This window comes from Evansella sp. AB-P1 (assembly GCF_029688925.1).
Lineage (GTDB): Bacteria > Bacillota > Bacilli > Bacillales > Salisediminibacteriaceae > Evansella.
Window position 1 is genome coordinate 80,472 of record NZ_JARUKY010000007.1, and the last position, 18,167, is coordinate 98,638.

Annotated in this window: 20 protein-coding genes; 1 reads left to right on the forward strand and 19 read right to left on the reverse strand. The window is 36.1% G+C overall.

Annotated elements, in window-relative coordinates; genetic code table 11:
- Positions 1-6: 6 nt before the first annotated feature.
- The 4 genes from bshB1 to QA612_RS08700 are packed head-to-tail and all read right to left on the reverse strand — an operon-like array spanning position 7 to position 2,287.
- Complete coding sequence (gene bshB1, locus QA612_RS08685) at positions 7-708, reverse strand: bacillithiol biosynthesis deacetylase BshB1 (RefSeq protein ID WP_278283401.1); 702 nt, start codon at positions 706-708, stop codon at positions 7-9.
- Position 709: 1 nt separating this feature from the next.
- Positions 710-1,126, reverse strand: coding sequence for a methylglyoxal synthase (gene mgsA, locus QA612_RS08690; protein WP_278283402.1), 417 nt, complete (start codon positions 1,124-1,126; stop codon positions 710-712).
- Positions 1,127-1,149: 23 nt separating this feature from the next.
- A complete protein-coding gene (gene dapB / locus QA612_RS08695) occupies positions 1,150-1,950 on the reverse strand; it encodes a 4-hydroxy-tetrahydrodipicolinate reductase (protein WP_278283403.1) in 801 nt (266 codons plus the stop codon).
- Positions 1,937-2,287 carry a nucleotide pyrophosphohydrolase gene (locus QA612_RS08700; protein ID WP_278283404.1) on the reverse strand — a complete coding sequence of 117 codons (351 nt, stop codon included), beginning with the start codon at positions 2,285-2,287 and terminating at the stop codon, positions 1,937-1,939. The genes dapB and QA612_RS08700 overlap by 14 nt, the downstream gene beginning before the upstream one ends.
- A gap of 141 nt (positions 2,288-2,428) precedes the next feature.
- On the opposite strand from QA612_RS08700, the gene QA612_RS08705 reads away from it, so the two are divergent.
- The gene (locus QA612_RS08705; protein ID WP_278283405.1) at positions 2,429-3,301 is read left to right on the forward strand and encodes a YitT family protein; all 873 of its coding nucleotides are present in this window, start codon (positions 2,429-2,431) and stop codon (positions 3,299-3,301) included.
- A 95-nt stretch (positions 3,302-3,396) separates the two neighbouring features.
- Here the strand turns inward: QA612_RS08705 and QA612_RS08710 are convergent, their stop codons facing one another.
- From QA612_RS08710 to trpA, 15 genes are all read right to left on the reverse strand, one after another.
- A complete protein-coding gene (locus QA612_RS08710; protein WP_278283406.1) occupies positions 3,397-4,086 on the reverse strand; it encodes a zinc metallopeptidase in 690 nt (229 codons plus the stop codon).
- Positions 4,087-4,188: 102 nt separating this feature from the next.
- A complete protein-coding gene (locus tag QA612_RS08715) occupies positions 4,189-5,010 on the reverse strand; it encodes a sporulation protein YpjB (protein ID WP_278283407.1) in 822 nt (273 codons plus the stop codon).
- Positions 5,011-5,078: 68 nt separating this feature from the next.
- A complete protein-coding gene (lhaT, locus tag QA612_RS08720; protein WP_278283408.1) occupies positions 5,079-5,669 on the reverse strand; it encodes a lipoprotein heptaprenylglyceryl N-acetyltransferase LhaT in 591 nt (196 codons plus the stop codon).
- A 105-nt stretch (positions 5,670-5,774) separates the two neighbouring features.
- Positions 5,775-6,563 carry a menaquinol-cytochrome c reductase cytochrome b/c subunit gene (locus QA612_RS08725; RefSeq protein WP_278283409.1) on the reverse strand — a complete coding sequence of 263 codons (789 nt, stop codon included), beginning with the start codon at positions 6,561-6,563 and terminating at the stop codon, positions 5,775-5,777.
- Between the two features lie 28 nt (positions 6,564-6,591).
- Positions 6,592-7,263, reverse strand: a complete 672-nt coding sequence (gene qcrB / locus QA612_RS08730) for a menaquinol-cytochrome c reductase cytochrome b subunit (protein WP_278283410.1) — start codon at positions 7,261-7,263, stop codon at positions 6,592-6,594.
- A 32-nt stretch (positions 7,264-7,295) separates the two neighbouring features.
- Positions 7,296-7,739, reverse strand: coding sequence for a QcrA and Rieske domain-containing protein (locus tag QA612_RS08735; RefSeq protein WP_278283553.1), 444 nt, complete (start codon positions 7,737-7,739; stop codon positions 7,296-7,298).
- A gap of 187 nt (positions 7,740-7,926) precedes the next feature.
- On the reverse strand, positions 7,927-8,400 hold the full coding sequence (locus QA612_RS08740) for a YpiF family protein (RefSeq protein ID WP_278283411.1): 474 nt from the start codon (positions 8,398-8,400) through the stop codon (positions 7,927-7,929).
- A gap of 134 nt (positions 8,401-8,534) precedes the next feature.
- The gene (locus QA612_RS08745; RefSeq protein WP_278283412.1) at positions 8,535-9,080 is read right to left on the reverse strand and encodes a ReoY family proteolytic degradation factor; all 546 of its coding nucleotides are present in this window, start codon (positions 9,078-9,080) and stop codon (positions 8,535-8,537) included.
- 424 nt (positions 9,081-9,504) lie between these two features.
- Entirely contained in the window at positions 9,505-10,533 is a 1,029-nt protein-coding gene (locus tag QA612_RS08750) for a hypothetical protein (RefSeq protein ID WP_278283413.1), read from the reverse strand.
- A 68-nt stretch (positions 10,534-10,601) separates the two neighbouring features.
- Positions 10,602-11,879, reverse strand: coding sequence for a tetratricopeptide repeat protein (locus QA612_RS08755; RefSeq protein WP_278283414.1), 1,278 nt, complete (start codon positions 11,877-11,879; stop codon positions 10,602-10,604).
- A 950-nt stretch (positions 11,880-12,829) separates the two neighbouring features.
- Entirely contained in the window at positions 12,830-13,735 is a 906-nt protein-coding gene (locus QA612_RS08760; RefSeq protein WP_278283415.1) for a hypothetical protein, read from the reverse strand.
- Positions 13,736-13,787: 52 nt separating this feature from the next.
- Positions 13,788-15,080: a 3-phosphoshikimate 1-carboxyvinyltransferase gene (gene aroA / locus QA612_RS08765; RefSeq protein WP_278283416.1), complete on the reverse strand. Its 1,293-nt coding sequence runs from the start codon at positions 15,078-15,080 to the stop codon at positions 13,788-13,790.
- Positions 15,081-15,091: 11 nt separating this feature from the next.
- Positions 15,092-16,195: a prephenate dehydrogenase gene (locus QA612_RS08770; RefSeq protein ID WP_278283417.1), complete on the reverse strand. Its 1,104-nt coding sequence runs from the start codon at positions 16,193-16,195 to the stop codon at positions 15,092-15,094.
- 17 nt (positions 16,196-16,212) lie between these two features.
- Positions 16,213-17,289: a histidinol-phosphate transaminase gene (gene hisC, locus QA612_RS08775; RefSeq protein ID WP_278283418.1), complete on the reverse strand. Its 1,077-nt coding sequence runs from the start codon at positions 17,287-17,289 to the stop codon at positions 16,213-16,215.
- A 78-nt stretch (positions 17,290-17,367) separates the two neighbouring features.
- Positions 17,368-18,165: a tryptophan synthase subunit alpha gene (trpA, locus tag QA612_RS08780; protein ID WP_278283419.1), complete on the reverse strand. Its 798-nt coding sequence runs from the start codon at positions 18,163-18,165 to the stop codon at positions 17,368-17,370.
- Between the last annotated feature and the right edge of the window lie 2 nt (positions 18,166-18,167).

Sequence of the window (18,167 nt, forward strand, 5' to 3'; positions counted from 1 at the left end):
AATCTCCTATATAATCTTTGAAATTAACAGTGGTTTGTCTGAACGAAAACCTTCACCGTATTTAACACCCACTTCATTTCCTAAAATACTCTCTCTTCCAATGAGTCGATCTATAAAACCATCATTTAGTGGCGTTTTAACCGACTTTTCTTCCATTTGAAATTGTGTAGAATAACAAGATAATGCTTGCAATTTCGTATCCATATACTCACTAATGTCAACGATAAAATGGGCATCGATCATTCCATTAATTTGATAAAAATATAAGGTATTTGGGCGGTAAGCGTCCCATTCTGACTGAGGCAAATATCGCTTTATTCCAGATGAAAAAACTGCCTCCTTAACGAGTTTACTACAGTTCCCGTGGTCTGGATGTCTATCCTCTTTATTTGGAGCAAAAACAACCTTTGGACGAAATTGGCGAATCAATAGGACCAATGATTCCAAGCAATCTTGTTTGAATTCAGTGAAAAGCCGGTCTGGAAAATCTAACTGAATTCTTTTCTTTACGTTTAATACTTTTCTTGCATTTTCTGCTTCAACCTGACGTTGTTCAACCGTACCATTCGAGGATAGTTCTGCCTTCGTCAAATTAACAATACCTGTTGATACCCCTTCACTTGCTAATTTTGCTAACGTCCCTCCCATCCCAATTTCAACATCATCTGGATGGGCACCAATTGCTAGTATATCTAAACGTTCATTCATATTATCCCTCTTTATTCTCTTTGCTCTTTACAACCTCACGCCATTGAAAATCACCACGTTGTAACCCTCTAAGTAAAATTTCAGCTGTAGCCATATTCGTTGCTAATGGAATACTATAGACATCACATAGACGAATTAGGGCAGTGATATCTGGTTCATGTGGCTGGGCTGTTAATGGATCTTTAAAAAAGATAACACAATCCATTTTATTTTCAGCTATTCGTGCACCAATTTGTTGATCGCCCCCTAAAGGACCAGATTGAAAACGGTGAACCTTTAATGAGGTTGCATCCATTATTCTAGTACCTGTCGTTCCAGTTGTATATAAATCATGCTCTTGTAGAAGTTCTTCATAGGCTGTAACAAACTGTACGATGTCTTCTTTCTTTTTATCATGTGCAATAAAAGCAATATTCATAGACATTCTTCCCCCAATATATATTATTCAATAATATGTTCTAACCCATAAATCAAACCTTCTAAATTCATTACTGTCTCACAAGCAAGCTTTATTCCAGGCATAAAAGAAGTACGATTAATAGAATCATGTCTGATCTTTAACGTTTGACCCTCTCCTCCAAAAATAACCTCCTGGTGAGCCACTAGACCTGGTAGTCTAACACTATGAATACGTAGACCATCAAATTCAGCTCCCTTAGCTCCTTCTAATGTTTCCTCTTCATCAGGATGCCCTTGCTGAACCTTTTCACGGACTTCTGAAATCATTTGTGCAGTTTTTACAGCTGTTCCTGAAGGTGCATCTAATTTTCTATCATGGTGCTGTTCAATAATTTCAACATGTGGCATATAACGAGCTGCCATTTGTGAAAACTTCATCATCAGAATTGCACCGATTGCAAAGTTAGGTGCGATAATAGCTCCTACTTTCTTTTCTTCGGCTATGCTAGATAATTCCTTTACATCTTCCTCCGAAAATCCTGTTGTTCCTACAACTGGTCTTACGCCGTAATCAAAGGCTGTTAGCATATGTTGTTTACCAGCTTTAGGCGCAGTTAAATCAATGAGAATATCACACTCTATTTGTTGAAAGCATTCATCCATATTCACATATATTGGAACATCTAATGGCTCCATATCAGAAATATCCTTCATTTTAAATCCTTCATGTTCAATGTCAACCACAGCAACAAGCTCAAAATTATCTGCTGCTGAAACCATTTTTACTGCCTCACGTCCCATGTTTCCTCTAGGTCCTGCCACTACTATTTTAATCATCATCATTTTCTCCTTTTTCTGTTATTTTTGTCCAACGATCTTTATCTCTAGTTTTAAATTTTTTCATTACAATTTCGAACGCTTCATCTAAGTCAACATTTAACGAATTGGAAAGACATATTAATACAAAAAACAAATCTCCAATTTCTTGTTCAATGGTTTTTTCTTCTTCTGTATTCTTCTTTGGTTTTTCTCCATAATAATGATTTATTTCTCGGGCTAACTCTCCCATTTCTTCCGTTAACCGTGCCATCATGGCTAAAGGACTAAAATATCCTTCTTTAAATTGGCTTATGTATTCATCTACTTCCTTTTGAGCAGAATGTATTGTCCTATCATCCATTAGTAAAAACCTCCTTTTCCTCCATTACATTATCATGTTAGCGAAAACAACCCCTTTTGACAAATTTTTCAGCTTTGATTGAATGACATAAATCATTGAATTATAATGAATCCATTGGTTTTGTAAGATGGAGGGGCTTATATGATTAATTCTATAAAATTTAAAAATGTTTTTTTTATCCTTATAGGGACAGCAATTATGTCTTTCGGACTTGTTTATTTTAACATGGAAAACAATTTAGCGGATGGTGGATTCACAGGAATCACTTTAATTCTTTACTTCATTTTTGACATAAATCCTGCTTATTCTAACCTAGTATTAAATATACCTTTATTTATTATAGGTTGGAAGGTTTTAGGTCGAAATGCTTTTATTTATACAGTAATAGGTACAATAGCTGTATCCATTTTTCTTTGGCTATTTCAACGGTTTCCTATAATATCCTTACCCTTGCAAGATGATCTAACGTTAGCAGCTTTATTTGCAGGTGTTTTTATAGGGGTTGGTCTAGGTATTGTTTTTCGCTATGGTGGAACGACAGGTGGAGTAGACATTATAGCTAAGTTAGGTTTTAATTATTTAGGCTGGAGTATGGGTAAAACCATGTTTATATTTGATGCAACAGTGATAACAACATCGTTAATTTATTTAAACTATCGGGAAGCAATGTATACTCTCGTGGCCGTATTTGTAGCAGCTAAAGTTATTGATTTTATCCAACAAGGAGCTTACTCTGGAAAAGCTGCTATGATTGTTTCTGATCACGTTGGTGAGATAGCATCAACCATTTTAAAGGAAATGGACAGAGGTGCAACAATACTTCAAGGAAAAGGGACCTTCACTGGAATGGAACGGGAAGTCCTCTATTGTGTTGTTGGGAGAAATGAGATTGTTAGGCTTAAGAATTTGATAGCCAAAATTGATCCCCATGCTTTCGTCAGTCTTGGGGATGTACAAGATGTGATGGGAGAAGGATTTACATTTGATGAAAACAGAAGACCAATAGAAAAATAATAATGGAATAACAATTGAGAAAACTATTATTTCATGGTAAACATAAAAAAACTTCTCCATAGGATTTTCCATGAAGAAGTTTTTTATTTTCGCTTTTAGTCACGATTCATAGCAACAAACATTAAGATAAATCTTACGAGCTCCATAACCGCAACTAGAGCAGCAGCTACATATGTTAATGCTGCAGCATCTAAAACTTTTTTCGTCTCTCTTTCTTCCTCGTTACGAATAACCCCAACAGAAACAATTTGTTCCATAGCACGGCTAGATGCGTTGAATTCTACTGGCAAAGTAACGAGTTGAAAAAGAACTGCTGCTGACATAAAAATAATACCAGCTAAAAACAATTCTGTAATATACATAAACATACCTGCTAAGATTAAGAAAAAGGAAATATTTGAACCGAAATTGGCAATAGGAACTAAGGCATGACGAAAACGTAAAAAGGCATACCCTTCCGCATCTTGCATAGCGTGACCAACCTCATGAGCAGCAACAGCTGCGCCAGCTATGGAATTCCCATAATAATTGTGTTCAGACAACCTTACTACCTTTTTCCTTGGATCATAATGATCCGTTAATTGTCCCTTTACTGGTTCAACAGATACATCAAATAGCCCATTGTCATTTAATATTTTTCTTGCCACCTGTGCTCCAGTCATACCTGATGAGGATGCAATTTGCGAGTATTTACTGTAAGCACTCTTCACTCTTGATTGAGCCCAAAGTGGTATTAACATCAACAAAGCAATATAAATTAAAAAACCACCAAACGTTTCAAACATTCGTCCATTCCTCCTACTACTGTATCTGTATCTCTAGTTTGTTATTTATATATAATTTTAGTCAAAGGATTATTACGTGTCAACGAATTTCACTCCGTGACCCTATGGAATATAACGTTTGTTTCGTTTTTTCGTTTTTTCCTTTTCTTTGTCAGCACGATATATTTTCCAGCCTGCGTACGTTAATGAAAGTAAGATAGATCCGCCTATCGTTAACATAACCCATATTAAAGATGGATCAGAGACTTCATCCTGTTCTCCATCAAAAATCTCCGTTAGTTGTCCTTGCATAATTGTTAAATGTTTCAAAATAACTTCCTTATTCAATGAGTCATTACGATATTTCTTTAAAAATTGAACTTGACTATCCATTTTTTGATATGATTCATATGGCAAATCAACTGACCAAGCTGGTCGAACAGTCTCATAGTTATCTAGAAAACGATTTAATTCCCTTTGAAAAGCTTGTGGATTTCCACTCTTAATCATTTCCTCCATCTGCTCTAATGGATTGAATAGTGAACCTCTTGTTTGTTTCCAAAGTGGTTCATGTGATGCATCATACACATCTACTAAAATTCTAAGCTTTGAGGCTTTTTGTACACGAGCTTCATGGGATAAAGATACGTTCGTAGTTGCTTCTAACACATCCTCATATGCTGCTGTAATTACATGAAGCTCTGACATAGATAAATTATGCTCTGATGCACGAATAGTTAAAAATTGCTCAGAAAAATCATTTAATAATTGCTTTGCCTCTTCATAATGGCCTTCTTTTACGTATCGTAAAATGGTATCTGTCGTATGATTTAGCTCACGCCAAATATCTTTTTGCCCTTCCACTTCTTCAGCTTGTCCTATGTGAAACGACGTGACGGTTAAAATAGATAAGATAATTAGGATTTTTAAAAATCTTCCAGCCATGCCTGTCCCTCCTCTAGTTCATATTTAATAGTATGAAAAGAGTTACAAGAGTAGACCTGAAAGATTTATTAAAGCTGTCGTTTTATAATTTTTTTATTTAATATATAAACTGTTAATAGAGAGGCGATACTCAGCCAAAATGTAAAATAAGCAATCTCTTGAATTGAATCAGAAAGTAAACTATGAACCCATGGATACATGCCGTATATATAATCAATTACATCGTTATGTAAAGTCCATACGGCTACAACACCTATATGCCATGGTTTAATTCGATAGTAAGGCATGTAGAGTAAACCTTGTATCGCCATTCCTAAGTGGGAGAAAATTAACATATAGTGCGTCCAGTATAGTTCAGCACCTAAAAAAGTAGGTACAATAATAAGCACAACTGCCCAAATTCCGTACTTTAATAAAGTAACAGCTGCAAAGGCTTCAATCAGTGGCCAATTTTTCCCTAACAAAAATGCGATTAATACAAAGCAGAAAAATAAGCTAGCTGTAGGGCTATCTGGTACAAATGGGAGAAAAATAGTTGGAGTAATTACTAATTGAGCTTCATACCAGATGTAGCCGTAAATTGTTCCACCTATATTAATGATTAACAATATTGTTAAAAATATTCGATCTCTTAATAGCTGTAGAAAAGCTTCTACCATTCAACATCTTCCTTTTTTGTTCGTAATCATTCCGTTACGTTATGTATTGATTTAAAGAAAAGCTGACTGAACATTTTCAGCCAGCTTGAACCTATGTCTTATTTATTATTCTTCATCATCAGGTACTTGCCCGTCGTTAGCAATAAAGGCAGCTAAAATTTCAAGCTCCTCATCAGTACCTTCGAATAAACCACCTTGCATAATTCCTTTACCATTAACAATAATCTCTAATACTTCTTCTTTTGTATAATCACTTTCGAAGATGTTAGGCGCTACTCCTGGTAACCCTTGCATATTGTCACCATGACATTGTATACAGGATTGCTGCGTCAAGTAAATTTCATATGCCTCTGCCGACTCATCAAACTGTACTTCGTCTACAATAGCACCTTGCTCTGCTGCTGCTTCCCAATCGTGATCATCTACTGCTTCCCAAGTCAAGAAGATAACGCTGATTACTGCTAACAACATAATACCACTTGCTATTGGTCTTCTTACTGGTCGACGTTCTGGACCAGTATCTAACCAAGGGGCTAAAAGTAAAGCTCCAAATGCAATACCTGGAATAACAACTGCCCCAATTACAGTGTAATCCCCTGCCGCATATTGATATTTTAACAATTGATATAAAAACAAGAAATACCAGTCAGGTAATGGTATGTATCCAGAATCTGTTGGATCTGCCATACGTTCTAAAGGTGCAGGGTGTGCAACTGTTAAACATAAGTAACCTATTAAGAATACAGCCCCAACCATCCATTCTCTTAACAAGAAGTTTGGCCAAAACGCTTCCGTTTTACCTGGGTATTCGGAATAATCTTTTGGTATGTTCGGCTTTCGTTCAGCCGGAATTCGGGAATCTCCCACAAACTTCATACCTTTCCCGCGATGCATAGCTTTCCCTCCTTTTCAACATGCCATTTTACAATGGACCAGAAATACCTTGCTTACGAATCATATAGAAGTGAGCACCTAATAATCCTAAAAGTGCACCTGGTAAGAAGAATACATGAATCGCAAAGAAACGTGTTAAGGTTTGCGCACCAATTATTTCCCCACCTGCTAATAGTGCTTTTGCAAATCCACCAACAAAAGGTGCTGCTTCAGCAATTTCTAAACCTACAACTGTTGCAAAGTATGCTTTCATGTCCCATGGCAATAAATAGCCTGTAAATCCTAATCCCAACATAACGAAAAATATAAGTACACCAACAACCCAGTTTAATTCTCTTGGTTTTTTATAAGAACCAGTAAAGAATACCCTTAATGTATGAAGAAACATCATAACGATGACTAAGCTTGCGCCCCAATGGTGCATACCACGAACAATAACACCATGTGTTACTTCATTTTGTAAAAAGTAAACTGATTCATATGCGTGAATAATATCTGGAACATAATACATTGTTAAGAACATTCCAGACAAGATTTGAATGACTACAACGAAAAATGTTAAGCCACCAAAACAATATACAAATGCTGAGAAATGATGGGCAGGATTTACGTGCTCTGGAACTTCATGGTCTGCAATATCACGCCACATCGGTGTAATATCTAACCGTTCATCTACCCAATCGTATATTTTTTGTAACATCCAGTTTTGTCCCCCCTTCAACTAGCTTTTCATTATCTACGTATTGGTCTTCCTAAGTAAATAGCTCCGTCTTGGATTTCCATTTCATAAACATCCAACGGGCGTGTTGGTGGTGTATCTGGAACATTTGTACCATCTTTCTCAAAGCGCCCTAAATGACATGGACAAAAGAATTGATTTGGATGTTCCTCATTTGTGTCCCATCCTACAGTACAACCTAAATGTGTACATGTTGGTGACAATGCAATAATTTCATCGCCTTCTCTATAAATCCAAGCAGTTCTTGATTGCTCTGAAGTATACCAAGCATCTTCAACCTCAACACTGAAATCAAAGCGTTGTGGTTCATCTGTTAGTTCATCTACTGTTGCCACTTGAACTAAATCAATCTCTCCACCTGCTTCTAATGCTGGATCTAATGCAAAGCGAACCATTGGACTAATCATACCTGCAGCCATAAATCCGCCAACACCCATTAACGTATAAGATAAAAATTGGCGTCTAGATACTTTATGTTCTTTTTCACTCACGACCTTCCCTCCTCACATCCGTGTTCTAGTATAACATCATAAAAAAGGATACTAAGACATTCTCATGATAGCCCAAAATTTCTACGAATGTCAACAATTCGATTTGCTACTTTCATAACAAATTCCTCGTAAATTATCTTTCTATCGGTTCCTCTTGCCATTTGTTCGTAATTAAAGGTAGTAACTGCTTAAGTTGTTGATCAATAATTTGTTTCGCATACGAATCATCCATCGTTTCTAAAGATAGGGACGGTACCCAAATCAACATATCAGGAAGATCCTTTTCTACTGTCTTCCAAAAGCTATCAGATGTAATATAAACAATATGCTTAAACCCGTGTTTAAAAAAATGTTTATCCCACGTTAGCAACCGATTGAGCTTGTCCTGCTCTTCTTCTTCTGTTAAATATGTATAAGGTGCAATTTGAAAAAGTCTTCCTTTAAATTGTCGTTCTATCTCATCTACAAGAATAGAAGTAAATTCTCCCATAGACACAATTCCCTTTGCATCATTTTTCCAGTCTAATGGAATTAATGGGATAATTGCTGTGTCTACGTACTCTTTTGAACTTAAATACATGTCCATTTGCTGTGCTGTCCACTTCAAAAAATTCCTCTCCTTTACTTTTTTCATTTTTTGTCATGTTATTCAATATTATAATAGAAAAAAGTCTAACAAGAAAATTTTCTGTCTTGAAATATATCCAACTAATTCTTCTGCAAAAGAAAAGCCCTTAGTTCTTAAAGGGCTTTTAGAGATTTGTATTGTTTTACTAATTCATGAAAGGCATCTTCATCTCCTCTAATTAAAGCTTGATCAATATCTTTTTCAAGAATGTCAATCCGGTAGCTTAAAATAGATTGATCTAAAAACATTTCTGCCAATAAACTATTAATATTTGCCTCTTCCTCATTAACAGGAAGAAATGGATTTTCCTCTAGTACGGCCATATATTGAGGAATTGACTGCTTATCCTTAAAATTAAGTTGCACGTAAATATCTTCATTTCTGTTTAATCGAATATCGTGAAAAGATTTTTCTGCATCCATTGTTACATGTTGATTTTTGTGAAATGCAAAGGGTACATTATCAACATCATTTGCTGAAATCATTAAAGCCTTAGGACAAAATTCTGCTTGCTCTACGAAATGAACTCGTTCCATTAATACGTCGTCACTCATAAGAAAATTTAATAACCAGGCACATTCTCGACGTTTAAGCTGGTATTGATCCAAAAACCATTTTAGAAAATCTCTCTTTTCCATAACTGGAACAGGATTGTTCATAATTTTCCCCTCCCTCATTTTTTCAATCATCTTTCGAGGAAGACAGTCTAAGTTGTCACAACGACGATACTGACACTTTCATGATTTCTATTTACTTTATATATTCTCCATTCTACAAAAAAATCCTTTAAAATAAATAAAACTTTGTGATTTTTTTGAATTAATTTACACTGATAAGAGCTACCCTGAAAATAGAAATGGTTCAGGAGTGGAAGGCAGCGACTCCAGTGGGATCAACACTAGTCGAAAATCCCCTAGCACTTACCGAGTAAGTGCTAGGAAGTTGAGACCGTGCCCCACAGAAAGCTGTCACCTGTAACGGATGAACCTCCATAAAAAGTTTTTTCTTCCTCCATGGTGCAAACCTTCACTTGCATCGAGGTCTACTTTGAAAATGTTCACTAATATATCTATTCATCCTTTACTACATTTTATTAATCATTCTTGGATGAAGATACACATATTCACAATTATCTACCATCTTTGACGATAAAAAATGAATATAGGTAAGAATTTTAATAATCCGCAAATGGATAATATCTGTTGGCTTGTCATAATAATATGGATCTACATATTGTTTTATTCTAGATATAAGCTGTTTTTTTTCAATAGCTTCTCCTTTAACTAACACCATTCGAAGCATTTCTAAAAGAAAAGGCAATTGGGGTATAGCACGTCGATATAGTTTAATATATGCTCGGAGCATTCTATCCATTAATTCATTTACTGAAATTCTTTGCCCCTTCTCCCAGTTTGGTCCAATCATTAAAGCTTCACCTTCAACTATCCAACCTTGATCAAAACAAAAATCATATAGGAACGAAAAACAGTCTGGATAGGAATTGAAATGTCTTCCATACCCAAATCTCCACTGCTCCTGTGGGGGCGATTCCTCGACAGATAATTGACTTAGTATTGTTAATAATTCTTTTTTATATATAGTTTTCATTTTAGTTAATGACACTTTCTTCTCTTCAACAATGTCTAAAAAGGTGAAAACATCATTAACAACCTGAAAATTTCTGTCTTGTTGTTTAGGAATATAAATAAAATCTTCACACCATTCCTCATAGTTATGTTCATGAATCCATTCTTTTAATTCCAATGGTAATATCCAAAATCCACTTGTGTCTTGATAAATCCAGCCTTTTTTTCGTAGTTTTCTAATAATTTGATCAAAATCTTTTCTATCATCTTGTTTTAAGCATATTTTAAGCTCATCAGATGTAATAAATTGAATAGTAGAATGGTAACACATTTGGAGTAATAAATGCTGTTCAGTGTTAAGTAAACTTGTCCATTCCTCCTTAAGTCGTACTTTATTTAACAAAACTTTCGTTAACTGTTCCGTTAGCTCCTGCCTAGATCGAGAATTACAAGATATATGTAATTCATTTACTCGATCCACTAGCTCTTTTTGAGGTTGATTTAAGAGTACTTGAACGAGTTTCATTCTCCCAACACCTCTTTCCACATTTTAATACTAGTATTGGATAAGAGGTGCTTTTCTATGAGTTTTATTTAAAAACCCACGTCCGTATTTAATTCATGTATTCTTTCTTCAATATCTACTCGGTCTGGATTCATGGAGATTAATTTTTTTAATAGATTTATACCCTTTTCTTTTTCTCCTCCTTCTAGAAAAGCATTTGCAGCTTCTTCAATTAATTTTTCGTCATCAGTTATTTCGTGTAGTGCAGCATCGTAAGCTTTCATTGCACCATGCAAATCATCCTCTTCATACAGTGCTTTTGCTTTGTACCTTTCAAAAATAGGGTCGTATTCTCCAAAGTCTTCAAGAAAAGACAGTAGTTCAAGGGCTTCTTCATAATCCTCCCGTTGTTGAAAATACATTAATAGCTCTTTTACAGCTGTCATATTACTTGGGTTGATTGCTATAACCTTTTGCAAATAGTCCTTTCCTAATTCCATGTTTCCAGTAGTAAACTGGGTAGTTGCCATTTCTAAATACAGCTCTTCATTGAATTCATCATTCTTTATACCCTCATTTAATACATTTAATGCTTCTTCATAACGATTTAAAGAACGAAGTGCTCTACCAAGATAGGGATATAGTGTTGTATAACTTGGATCTAAGTTCTTTAATTTCAAAAATTGTTTAACTGCTGTTTCAAAATCCTCAACTTGTAAAGCAGTATATCCATACCCAAAAAGACTGTTAATGTCTTCTTTAACATCTAATCCTTTTTTATAATAATCCAAAGCTTCTTCAAATTCTCCTGTCGTACTGAATGCTTCTGCAATACGAAGGTAGGGATTTATTGCCTCATTATGTACTAGATCACCTTGATGTATTACTTTTTTAAAGTATGGTATGGATTGTAAATAATCTCCTCTAGATAAATAAAATTCTCCTAAGCCAAATTGCAAAAGAGGTTCATCAGGGGTAAGCTTTATTGCATTTAAAAGCTTTTGTTCAGCTACCTCATCTAACCCTTGACTTTGATAAATATCTGCTAAAAGAAGTTGTGCTTGAACAAAGGCGTCATCTTCCTCTTTTATTTCAGTTAACATATCAATAGCCTCTTCTTCTTTTCCTAGTTCACTGTAGCATTCTGCTGCAAAAGCAAACAATTCTCCATGATCAGGGTATTGAAACATTAGCTCTTCTAATATTGCTAATGCACGATCAATAAGCCCGAGTTCATAATATATTTCAGAAATAGTACGTTTATCTTCATCATTTCCAATCTTACTAACACTTTCTAGTATATCTAAACCAGCAGAATGATTACCATTTTCTATAAGTTGAATCGCTTCTTCTAATCGATTGTTCACTTCACTCATCCTTTACATGTTTTCAATTTCCCTCTATTTTAACAGAAAGAGATTCATTGACTCCAATATTATGAAAAACAGAAGTCATGAACAGAAACCACTATCACAACCACATGGAGAAAGTTTGAAGACTTTTATTAAGATTTAGGTAACATTTCAGTGGTTGGAAATCGGTGACTCCATTGGGGAAATATCACCCTTTGCTTGAACGGGGCGGCCTTCCCCCGTGCCTGCAAACCTCTTTTTCACTCTTTACAGGAACAGGGCGGCCTTCCTCTGTGCCTGCAAACCTCTTTTTCACTCTTTGCAGGAACAGTAGCGCCTTCCCCCGTGCCTACAAACTTCTTTTTCACTCTTTACAGGAACAGGGCGGCCTTCCTCCGTGCCTGCAAACCTCTTTTTCACTCTTTGCAGGAACGGTAGCGCCTTCCCCTGTGCCTACAAACCTCTTTTTCACTCTTTACAGGAACAGGGCGGCCTTCCCCCGTGCCTACAAACTTCTTTTTCACTCTTTGCAGGAACGGGGTGGCCTTCCCCTGTGCCTACAAACCTCTTTTTCACTCTTTGCTGGAACGGGGCTGCCTTCCTCCGTGCCTACAAACTTCTTTTTCACTCTTTGCAGGAACGGTAGCGCCTTCCCCCGTGCCTACAAACTTCTTTTTCACTCTTTACAGGAACAGGGCGGCCTTCCTCCGTGCCTGCAAACCTCTTTTTCACTCTTTACAGGAACAGGGCGGCCTTCCCCCGTGCCTACAAACTTCTTTTTCACTCTTTACAGGAACAGTAGCGCCTTCCTCCGCGCCTACAAACTTTTTCACCCGGAACAGTAGCGCCTTCCCCCATGGTGCAAATATCCACTTGCATGGGAGGTCTATCCTGAAAGTAGTCCAAAAAGGACGATTGACTTGTCATCAATTGCCCTTAATAAAACTTGTACTCATTCTATGGTTTTAAATTAATTCCTTATTATCTTCGTACCGGTTAATATCTTCAATAGGTAAAAATTTCTCTGGAATCACTGTAGTTAACTCTTGTCCTTGTATAGCATCTATGTCCCACTTCGTTCCAGCTTTAATCACTTGCCCCTTTAACACAATCACATCAGGAAAATTCAAAGGTTGTACTGGATGATTTACGAGACTATACATAAGATAATCTGCATCACTTCCATTCATTAACGTGCTTTTTCTAGGATAAAGTCCAATCCTTTTCGCTAAAAAGATAGAAACTTCTTGTCCACCTGGAGGAAATCCTATAAAAGAATTTAACCGTTGGTTCTCTACTATTTTTTTCCATGATTCAATAATGTGATCTCTCTCCTGCTCTTTTAAATTCATATTTGGTTCACATATGAGTAAGGTCCTTCTAGGGAACATTGCCCCTACAATATTTTTCCAATGAGTAGTTTCAAGTTCATCCACTTTATCAACTGTAAAAAAAACAATAGGAATGGATTCATTCTTAATTTTCCGGGCAAGGTTGTCTGAAAACCTTCTTATAGGAATTCGTACTGCATGAATATAATCTATTGGGCAATAACATAACTGATGTCTACTATTCGAAAGCTTTTCATCAAATTCACTTTCGTAATATAAATCAATGAGCTGTATAAAACTAGTAAATCCAAAAAGAAGAAGGCGCTTTATATAGGAAAGTCCATTTCCTTGACTAAATGCTTTAGCCACTTGATTATCCATTGTTATTTTTCCAGGTACAATATTAAAACCGTCTCCAGCTAAATGAAAAATTCCCGAACGTTCAGTTGGTAATTCAGAATAACGAATTCTTCCATCATCAATCCAAACAATTCTATTTTCACCAGTCTCTTTATCATGTACATTCATATTGTATTTCATAAAAATCCCCCTCCCCTGTATTGCAAGTTATGAGGGGAGAGGGATAATTATGTTAGTTGTTCTGTAACTTGTTTAAATCTTCGAAAAAATTAGGATATGACACTGCAATTGCGTCAGTATTGAGCACCGATATACTTTCTTCTGCAATTAAACCGCATAATACCATTGCCATTCCAATGCGATGATCTCCATAGCTTTCTGTTGTACCACCCTTTAACGGAGTAGGACCTACAATTTTCATGCCATCTTCTGTAGCTTCAATATCGGCACCTAAGGCTTTCAATTGGTTTACCATCGTATCAATTCGATTAGTTTCTTTTACCTTTAATTCTTCTGCATCCTTAATTATTGTAACACCTTCAGCTTGAGTAGCTAAAACAGCTATCGCAGGTATTTCATCTATTAAGCGAGGAATGATAGCTCCACCTATAGTTATTCCTTTTAATGCAGATGTTTGTACTTTTATATTGGCAACAGGCTCTTCTCCAAATTGAGTCTCCTCAGTTATGGTCATCTTTGCACCCATTTCAGTTAAAACATCTAAAATCCCAGTACGTGTAGGGTTAACTCCTACATTTTTCAACACTATTTCACTATTAGGTACAATTGCCCCTGCAACAAGCATAAAGGCTGCAGATGATATATCTCCAGGAACTGTTATCGTAGTTCCATGTAGCGTTTGTCCTCCATAAACGGATACAGATTCGTTCTTTACCTGCACCTCTACGCCAAAGGTTTTAAGCATGCGTTCTGTATGATCTCTTGAACGATATGGTTCCGTAACAGTTGTTGTCCCCTTTGCATTTAAGCCTGCTAACAATATAGATGATTTTACTTGTGCACTTGCTATAGGAGAAACATAATGAATTCCTGTTAAATTGCCACCACGAATATGAAGAGGTGTATATTGCCCATGCTCTCTTCCATCAATGGTTGCATTCATCATCTTTAGTGGACCAGTGACTCTTGACATTGGTCGCTTTGCAATGGAATCGTCTCCAACGAGGACACTAGATATTGGGAGGCTAGCTAAAATTCCAGATAATAAACGGATTGTCGTTCCTGAATTACCAACATCTAATATTCGTGCTGGTTCATAAAGACCTGCAACACCTTTTCCTTCAACTATAACCTTGTCTCCATTTTCCTCAATGTTGACACCTAACTGTTTCATACAGTTAATTGTGCTTAAACAATCCTCACCAGGTAAAAAGCCAGTAATGTTTGTTACTCCTTCAGCAATAGACGCAAACAACACAGCCCTATGGGAGATTGACTTATCCCCTGGTACAGTTATCATTCCATTTAAACCATTTAATGCTTTGTTAATATTGTGTGATCTCATTTCCTCAACTCCTAAGGTGTATCATATGTCTCATACATATTTTCCTTTAACACTTCTTTTGCCGTTAATAAATCCTCGTTAGATCGGAAGCTAAGTCGTAAGGCACCCATGATATCTTCCCTTGCTTCTATAATTCTAAGATTGACAATACTAATATTTTCCTCAGCTAAAATTCCAGTAACATCGGAAATAACACCTGGGTGGTCAGGGATATCAACATAAAGGTCATTAAATGGCAATAAGGCACCTTTTTCACCAACCGGCAATTGATCTCTTAATTCTTTTGCATCTGCAAAAAAGGAATAGATAGCATCACCATCTTCGAGCTCGATAATTTCCTTTATTCTGTTCATTTCATCGTTCCAATCCTCTAGCATTTCTAGCAAGATCGTTTTATTTTGTAATAAAATGTCTCGCCACATGGACGGAGAAGCAGATGCAATACGGGTAATATCTCTAAACCCTCCTGCTGCTAACTGCGAAACAATAGGGTGCTTCTTCCCCATTTTTCCTGTTTGGTGGACAAGAGAGGACGCAATTATATGTGGTAAATGGCTAATCATTCCAGTAAACCTATCGTGTTCAATTGGATCTAATTCTATAAATTTCGCACCAGTACCTCGCAACCAATTTTGAAGTTGAATTATTTTAGAAGCAGGTGTAGGTTTTATTGGTGTTAATATGTAAAAAGCATTTTCAAATAAACGTTCATTAGAAGCCGTAATGCCTGATTTATGTGAACCTGCCATAGGATGTCCACCGATAAAATGAACTTCTTTCTTTGCAAGCTCTGCTCCTTTTCTAACAATTCCCTCTTTCGTGCTTCCCACATCTGTAATAATACAATTTTTCTTAAACGTAAGGGCTAGAAATTCATCTAGTATAGTGATTGCACTTTGAACTGGTGTTGCTAAAATAATTAAATCTGCTTTAGCAGCCTCTTCTTTATAATTTTCCGTAATTGTATCAATAAATTGTAGGGTTAATGCTAGTTTACCTGCTTCCTTATCTACATCAAATCCAATGATTTCACAATCTGGATGTTCCTTTTTTATAGTTAAGGCGAGAGATCCACCTATTAACCCTAACCCGATTAATAGTACACGCTTCCTCACGAAGGTACCTCCTGCTACTAAAATTTCGATAAAATATCAATGATTTGTTTATTTTGTTCAGCTGTACCTAAAGTAATCCTTACTGATGTAGGAAAACCTAGTGCTTCACCATTTCTCGTAATAAACCCTTTTTCTAACAGCCTCTGAAAAATTTCTCCACCAGGCTTACGAAGATCCATTAAAATGAAGTTTGCTTGAGATGGATAATAGTCGTACCCATTATCTTCACAAAACTTTTCAAAGCGTTTCATTTCTCTACGGTTTTTCTCAAAGCAATCTTGAACAAATGCTTGGTCTCCTAACGCTTCAACTGCAGCTCTTTGTGCTAATGTACTTGTATTAAATGGTTCTCTCCCAGGATCTACTGCTTGTATGAGCTCTTCATTTGCTATTCCATATCCAACTCGAAGTGAAGCTAATCCATAGGCTTTTGAAAATGTACGTAAAATGACCAGATTCTTATATTCTTTTAGCAACGGAATTGTATCCGGATAATCCTCTGCTGCTACGTATTCATAATAAGCTTCGTCACTAATTACTAATACATCCTCTGGAACCTTTTTCAAAAATGAAAGAAATGCTTCTTCACCTACGTATGTGCCAGATGGATTATTAGGGTTACATACAAATACCATTTTCGTTTTGTCGTCAATTGCTTCAAGCATTCCTTCCAAATCATGTACTCCATTCACTAAAGGAACCTCACGAACTTCTGTCCCTTCAATAACAGCATTATGACGATACTGAGGAAAAGTTGGAGTCGCTGTAACAATATTATCTTCTCCGGTTAATATAGAACGACATAAGATTAATATAACTTCATCAGAACCATTTCCAAATAATAGCTCCGTTTCTTTAACCCCTATTTGAGCTGCAACTCTTTCTCTTAGCTGTCGCGCATATCCATCTGGATAGATAGCCAAGTCTTCTAAAGATTTAGCAATCATTTCCTTCACTTTTGGTGAACATCCATAAGGATTCTCATTTGAAGCTAGCTTTATTACTTCTTTTAAGCCTAGCTCTCTTTTTACTTCTTCTATCGGTTTTCCTGGTTGATAAGGAACTAAGCCAACCATTGACTGTTTCACTTTCAACGATAATCCCTCCATCTTCACAATAGCTACATTTTCAAACTATTTTCTTTATTAAAAAACTACTTCCTTCTTATCCTATTACGAAATGAGCTCTACGACAAATCCTTTTATCTCATTTATTGCAATTTCTTTTTGTGAACTGTCTAAAAGTGCTCCCTTTTTCTCCCCTATGAAATTAACTAAAGCACTTCCAACGATAACCCCATCGGAAATAGAATGAAAATATTTTACATGCTCTCTTTTTGAAATTCCAAAGCCAACTAGGACAGGAACATCAGTATAGCTTTTCACATCATTAATTGATTGATCAATTTGTTTTGAAAAACTTTCTCTTGAACCAGTAACTCCTAGAGATGACACGAAATAGAGAAACCCCTCTCCCTCACGAGCTATTTTTTCCATTCTGGATTTGGAACTCAATGTAATTAAATAGATTAAAGATTTATCATATTGTTTACATAAGCGTTGAATGGACTCACTCTCTTCAATTGGTAGGTCTGGAATTAAAATTCCATCAATCTGTGCTTCCTTCAATTTAGAGATAATTACTTCTTCTCCATAAGCTAACACTGGATTTATATACGTAAAAAGAATAACAGGTACGGTTAAGCCTCGTCGCCTAGCTTCTTTTACTCCATCGATGGCTTTTATTATATTCATTCCCTTATCTCTTGCTCGTTCACCTGCTGCTTGAATCACTGGTCCATCTGCTAACGGGTCACTAAAAGGTACTCCCCATTCAATAGCGTCTACTCCTGCATCCTCTAGTGCTAAAGCGATATCTATCGTGACATCAATAGAAGGGTCTCCAGCCATTATATAAGGAACAAAACGATTTGACTTATTTTTAAATTCATTCGATAATAAACGATTCATTA

Coding starts and splice junctions, on each gene's coding strand:
- QA612_RS08745 (WP_278283412.1), bottom strand. CDS start 9,080: ATGAACAATCCTGTTCCAGTTATGGAAAAGAGAGATTTTCTAAAATGG.
- QA612_RS08705 (WP_278283405.1), top strand. CDS start 2,429: ATGATTAATTCTATAAAATTTAAAAATGTTTTTTTTATCCTTATAGGG.
- QA612_RS08750 (WP_278283413.1), bottom strand. CDS start 10,533: ATGAAACTCGTTCAAGTACTCTTAAATCAACCTCAAAAAGAGCTAGTG.
- lhaT (WP_278283408.1), bottom strand. CDS start 5,669: ATGGTAGAAGCTTTTCTACAGCTATTAAGAGATCGAATATTTTTAACA.
- trpA (WP_278283419.1), bottom strand. CDS start 18,165: ATGAATCGTTTATTATCGAATGAATTTAAAAATAAGTCAAATCGTTTT.
- QA612_RS08735 (WP_278283553.1), bottom strand. CDS start 7,739: ATGGGTGTTGGCGGATTTATGGCTGCAGGTATGATTAGTCCAATGGTT.
- QA612_RS08710 (WP_278283406.1), bottom strand. CDS start 4,086: ATGTTTGAAACGTTTGGTGGTTTTTTAATTTATATTGCTTTGTTGATG.
- aroA (WP_278283416.1), bottom strand. CDS start 15,080: ATGAGATCACACAATATTAACAAAGCATTAAATGGTTTAAATGGAATG.
- mgsA (WP_278283402.1), bottom strand. CDS start 1,126: ATGAATATTGCTTTTATTGCACATGATAAAAAGAAAGAAGACATCGTA.
- qcrB (WP_278283410.1), bottom strand. CDS start 7,263: ATGTTACAAAAAATATACGATTGGGTAGATGAACGGTTAGATATTACA.
- QA612_RS08700 (WP_278283404.1), bottom strand. CDS start 2,287: ATGGATGATAGGACAATACATTCTGCTCAAAAGGAAGTAGATGAATAC.
- dapB (WP_278283403.1), bottom strand. CDS start 1,950: ATGATGATGATTAAAATAGTAGTGGCAGGACCTAGAGGAAACATGGGA.
- bshB1 (WP_278283401.1), bottom strand. CDS start 708: ATGAATGAACGTTTAGATATACTAGCAATTGGTGCCCATCCAGATGAT.
- QA612_RS08760 (WP_278283415.1), bottom strand. CDS start 13,735: ATGAAATACAATATGAATGTACATGATAAAGAGACTGGTGAAAATAGA.
- QA612_RS08725 (WP_278283409.1), bottom strand. CDS start 6,563: ATGCATCGCGGGAAAGGTATGAAGTTTGTGGGAGATTCCCGAATTCCG.
- QA612_RS08715 (WP_278283407.1), bottom strand. CDS start 5,010: ATGGCTGGAAGATTTTTAAAAATCCTAATTATCTTATCTATTTTAACC.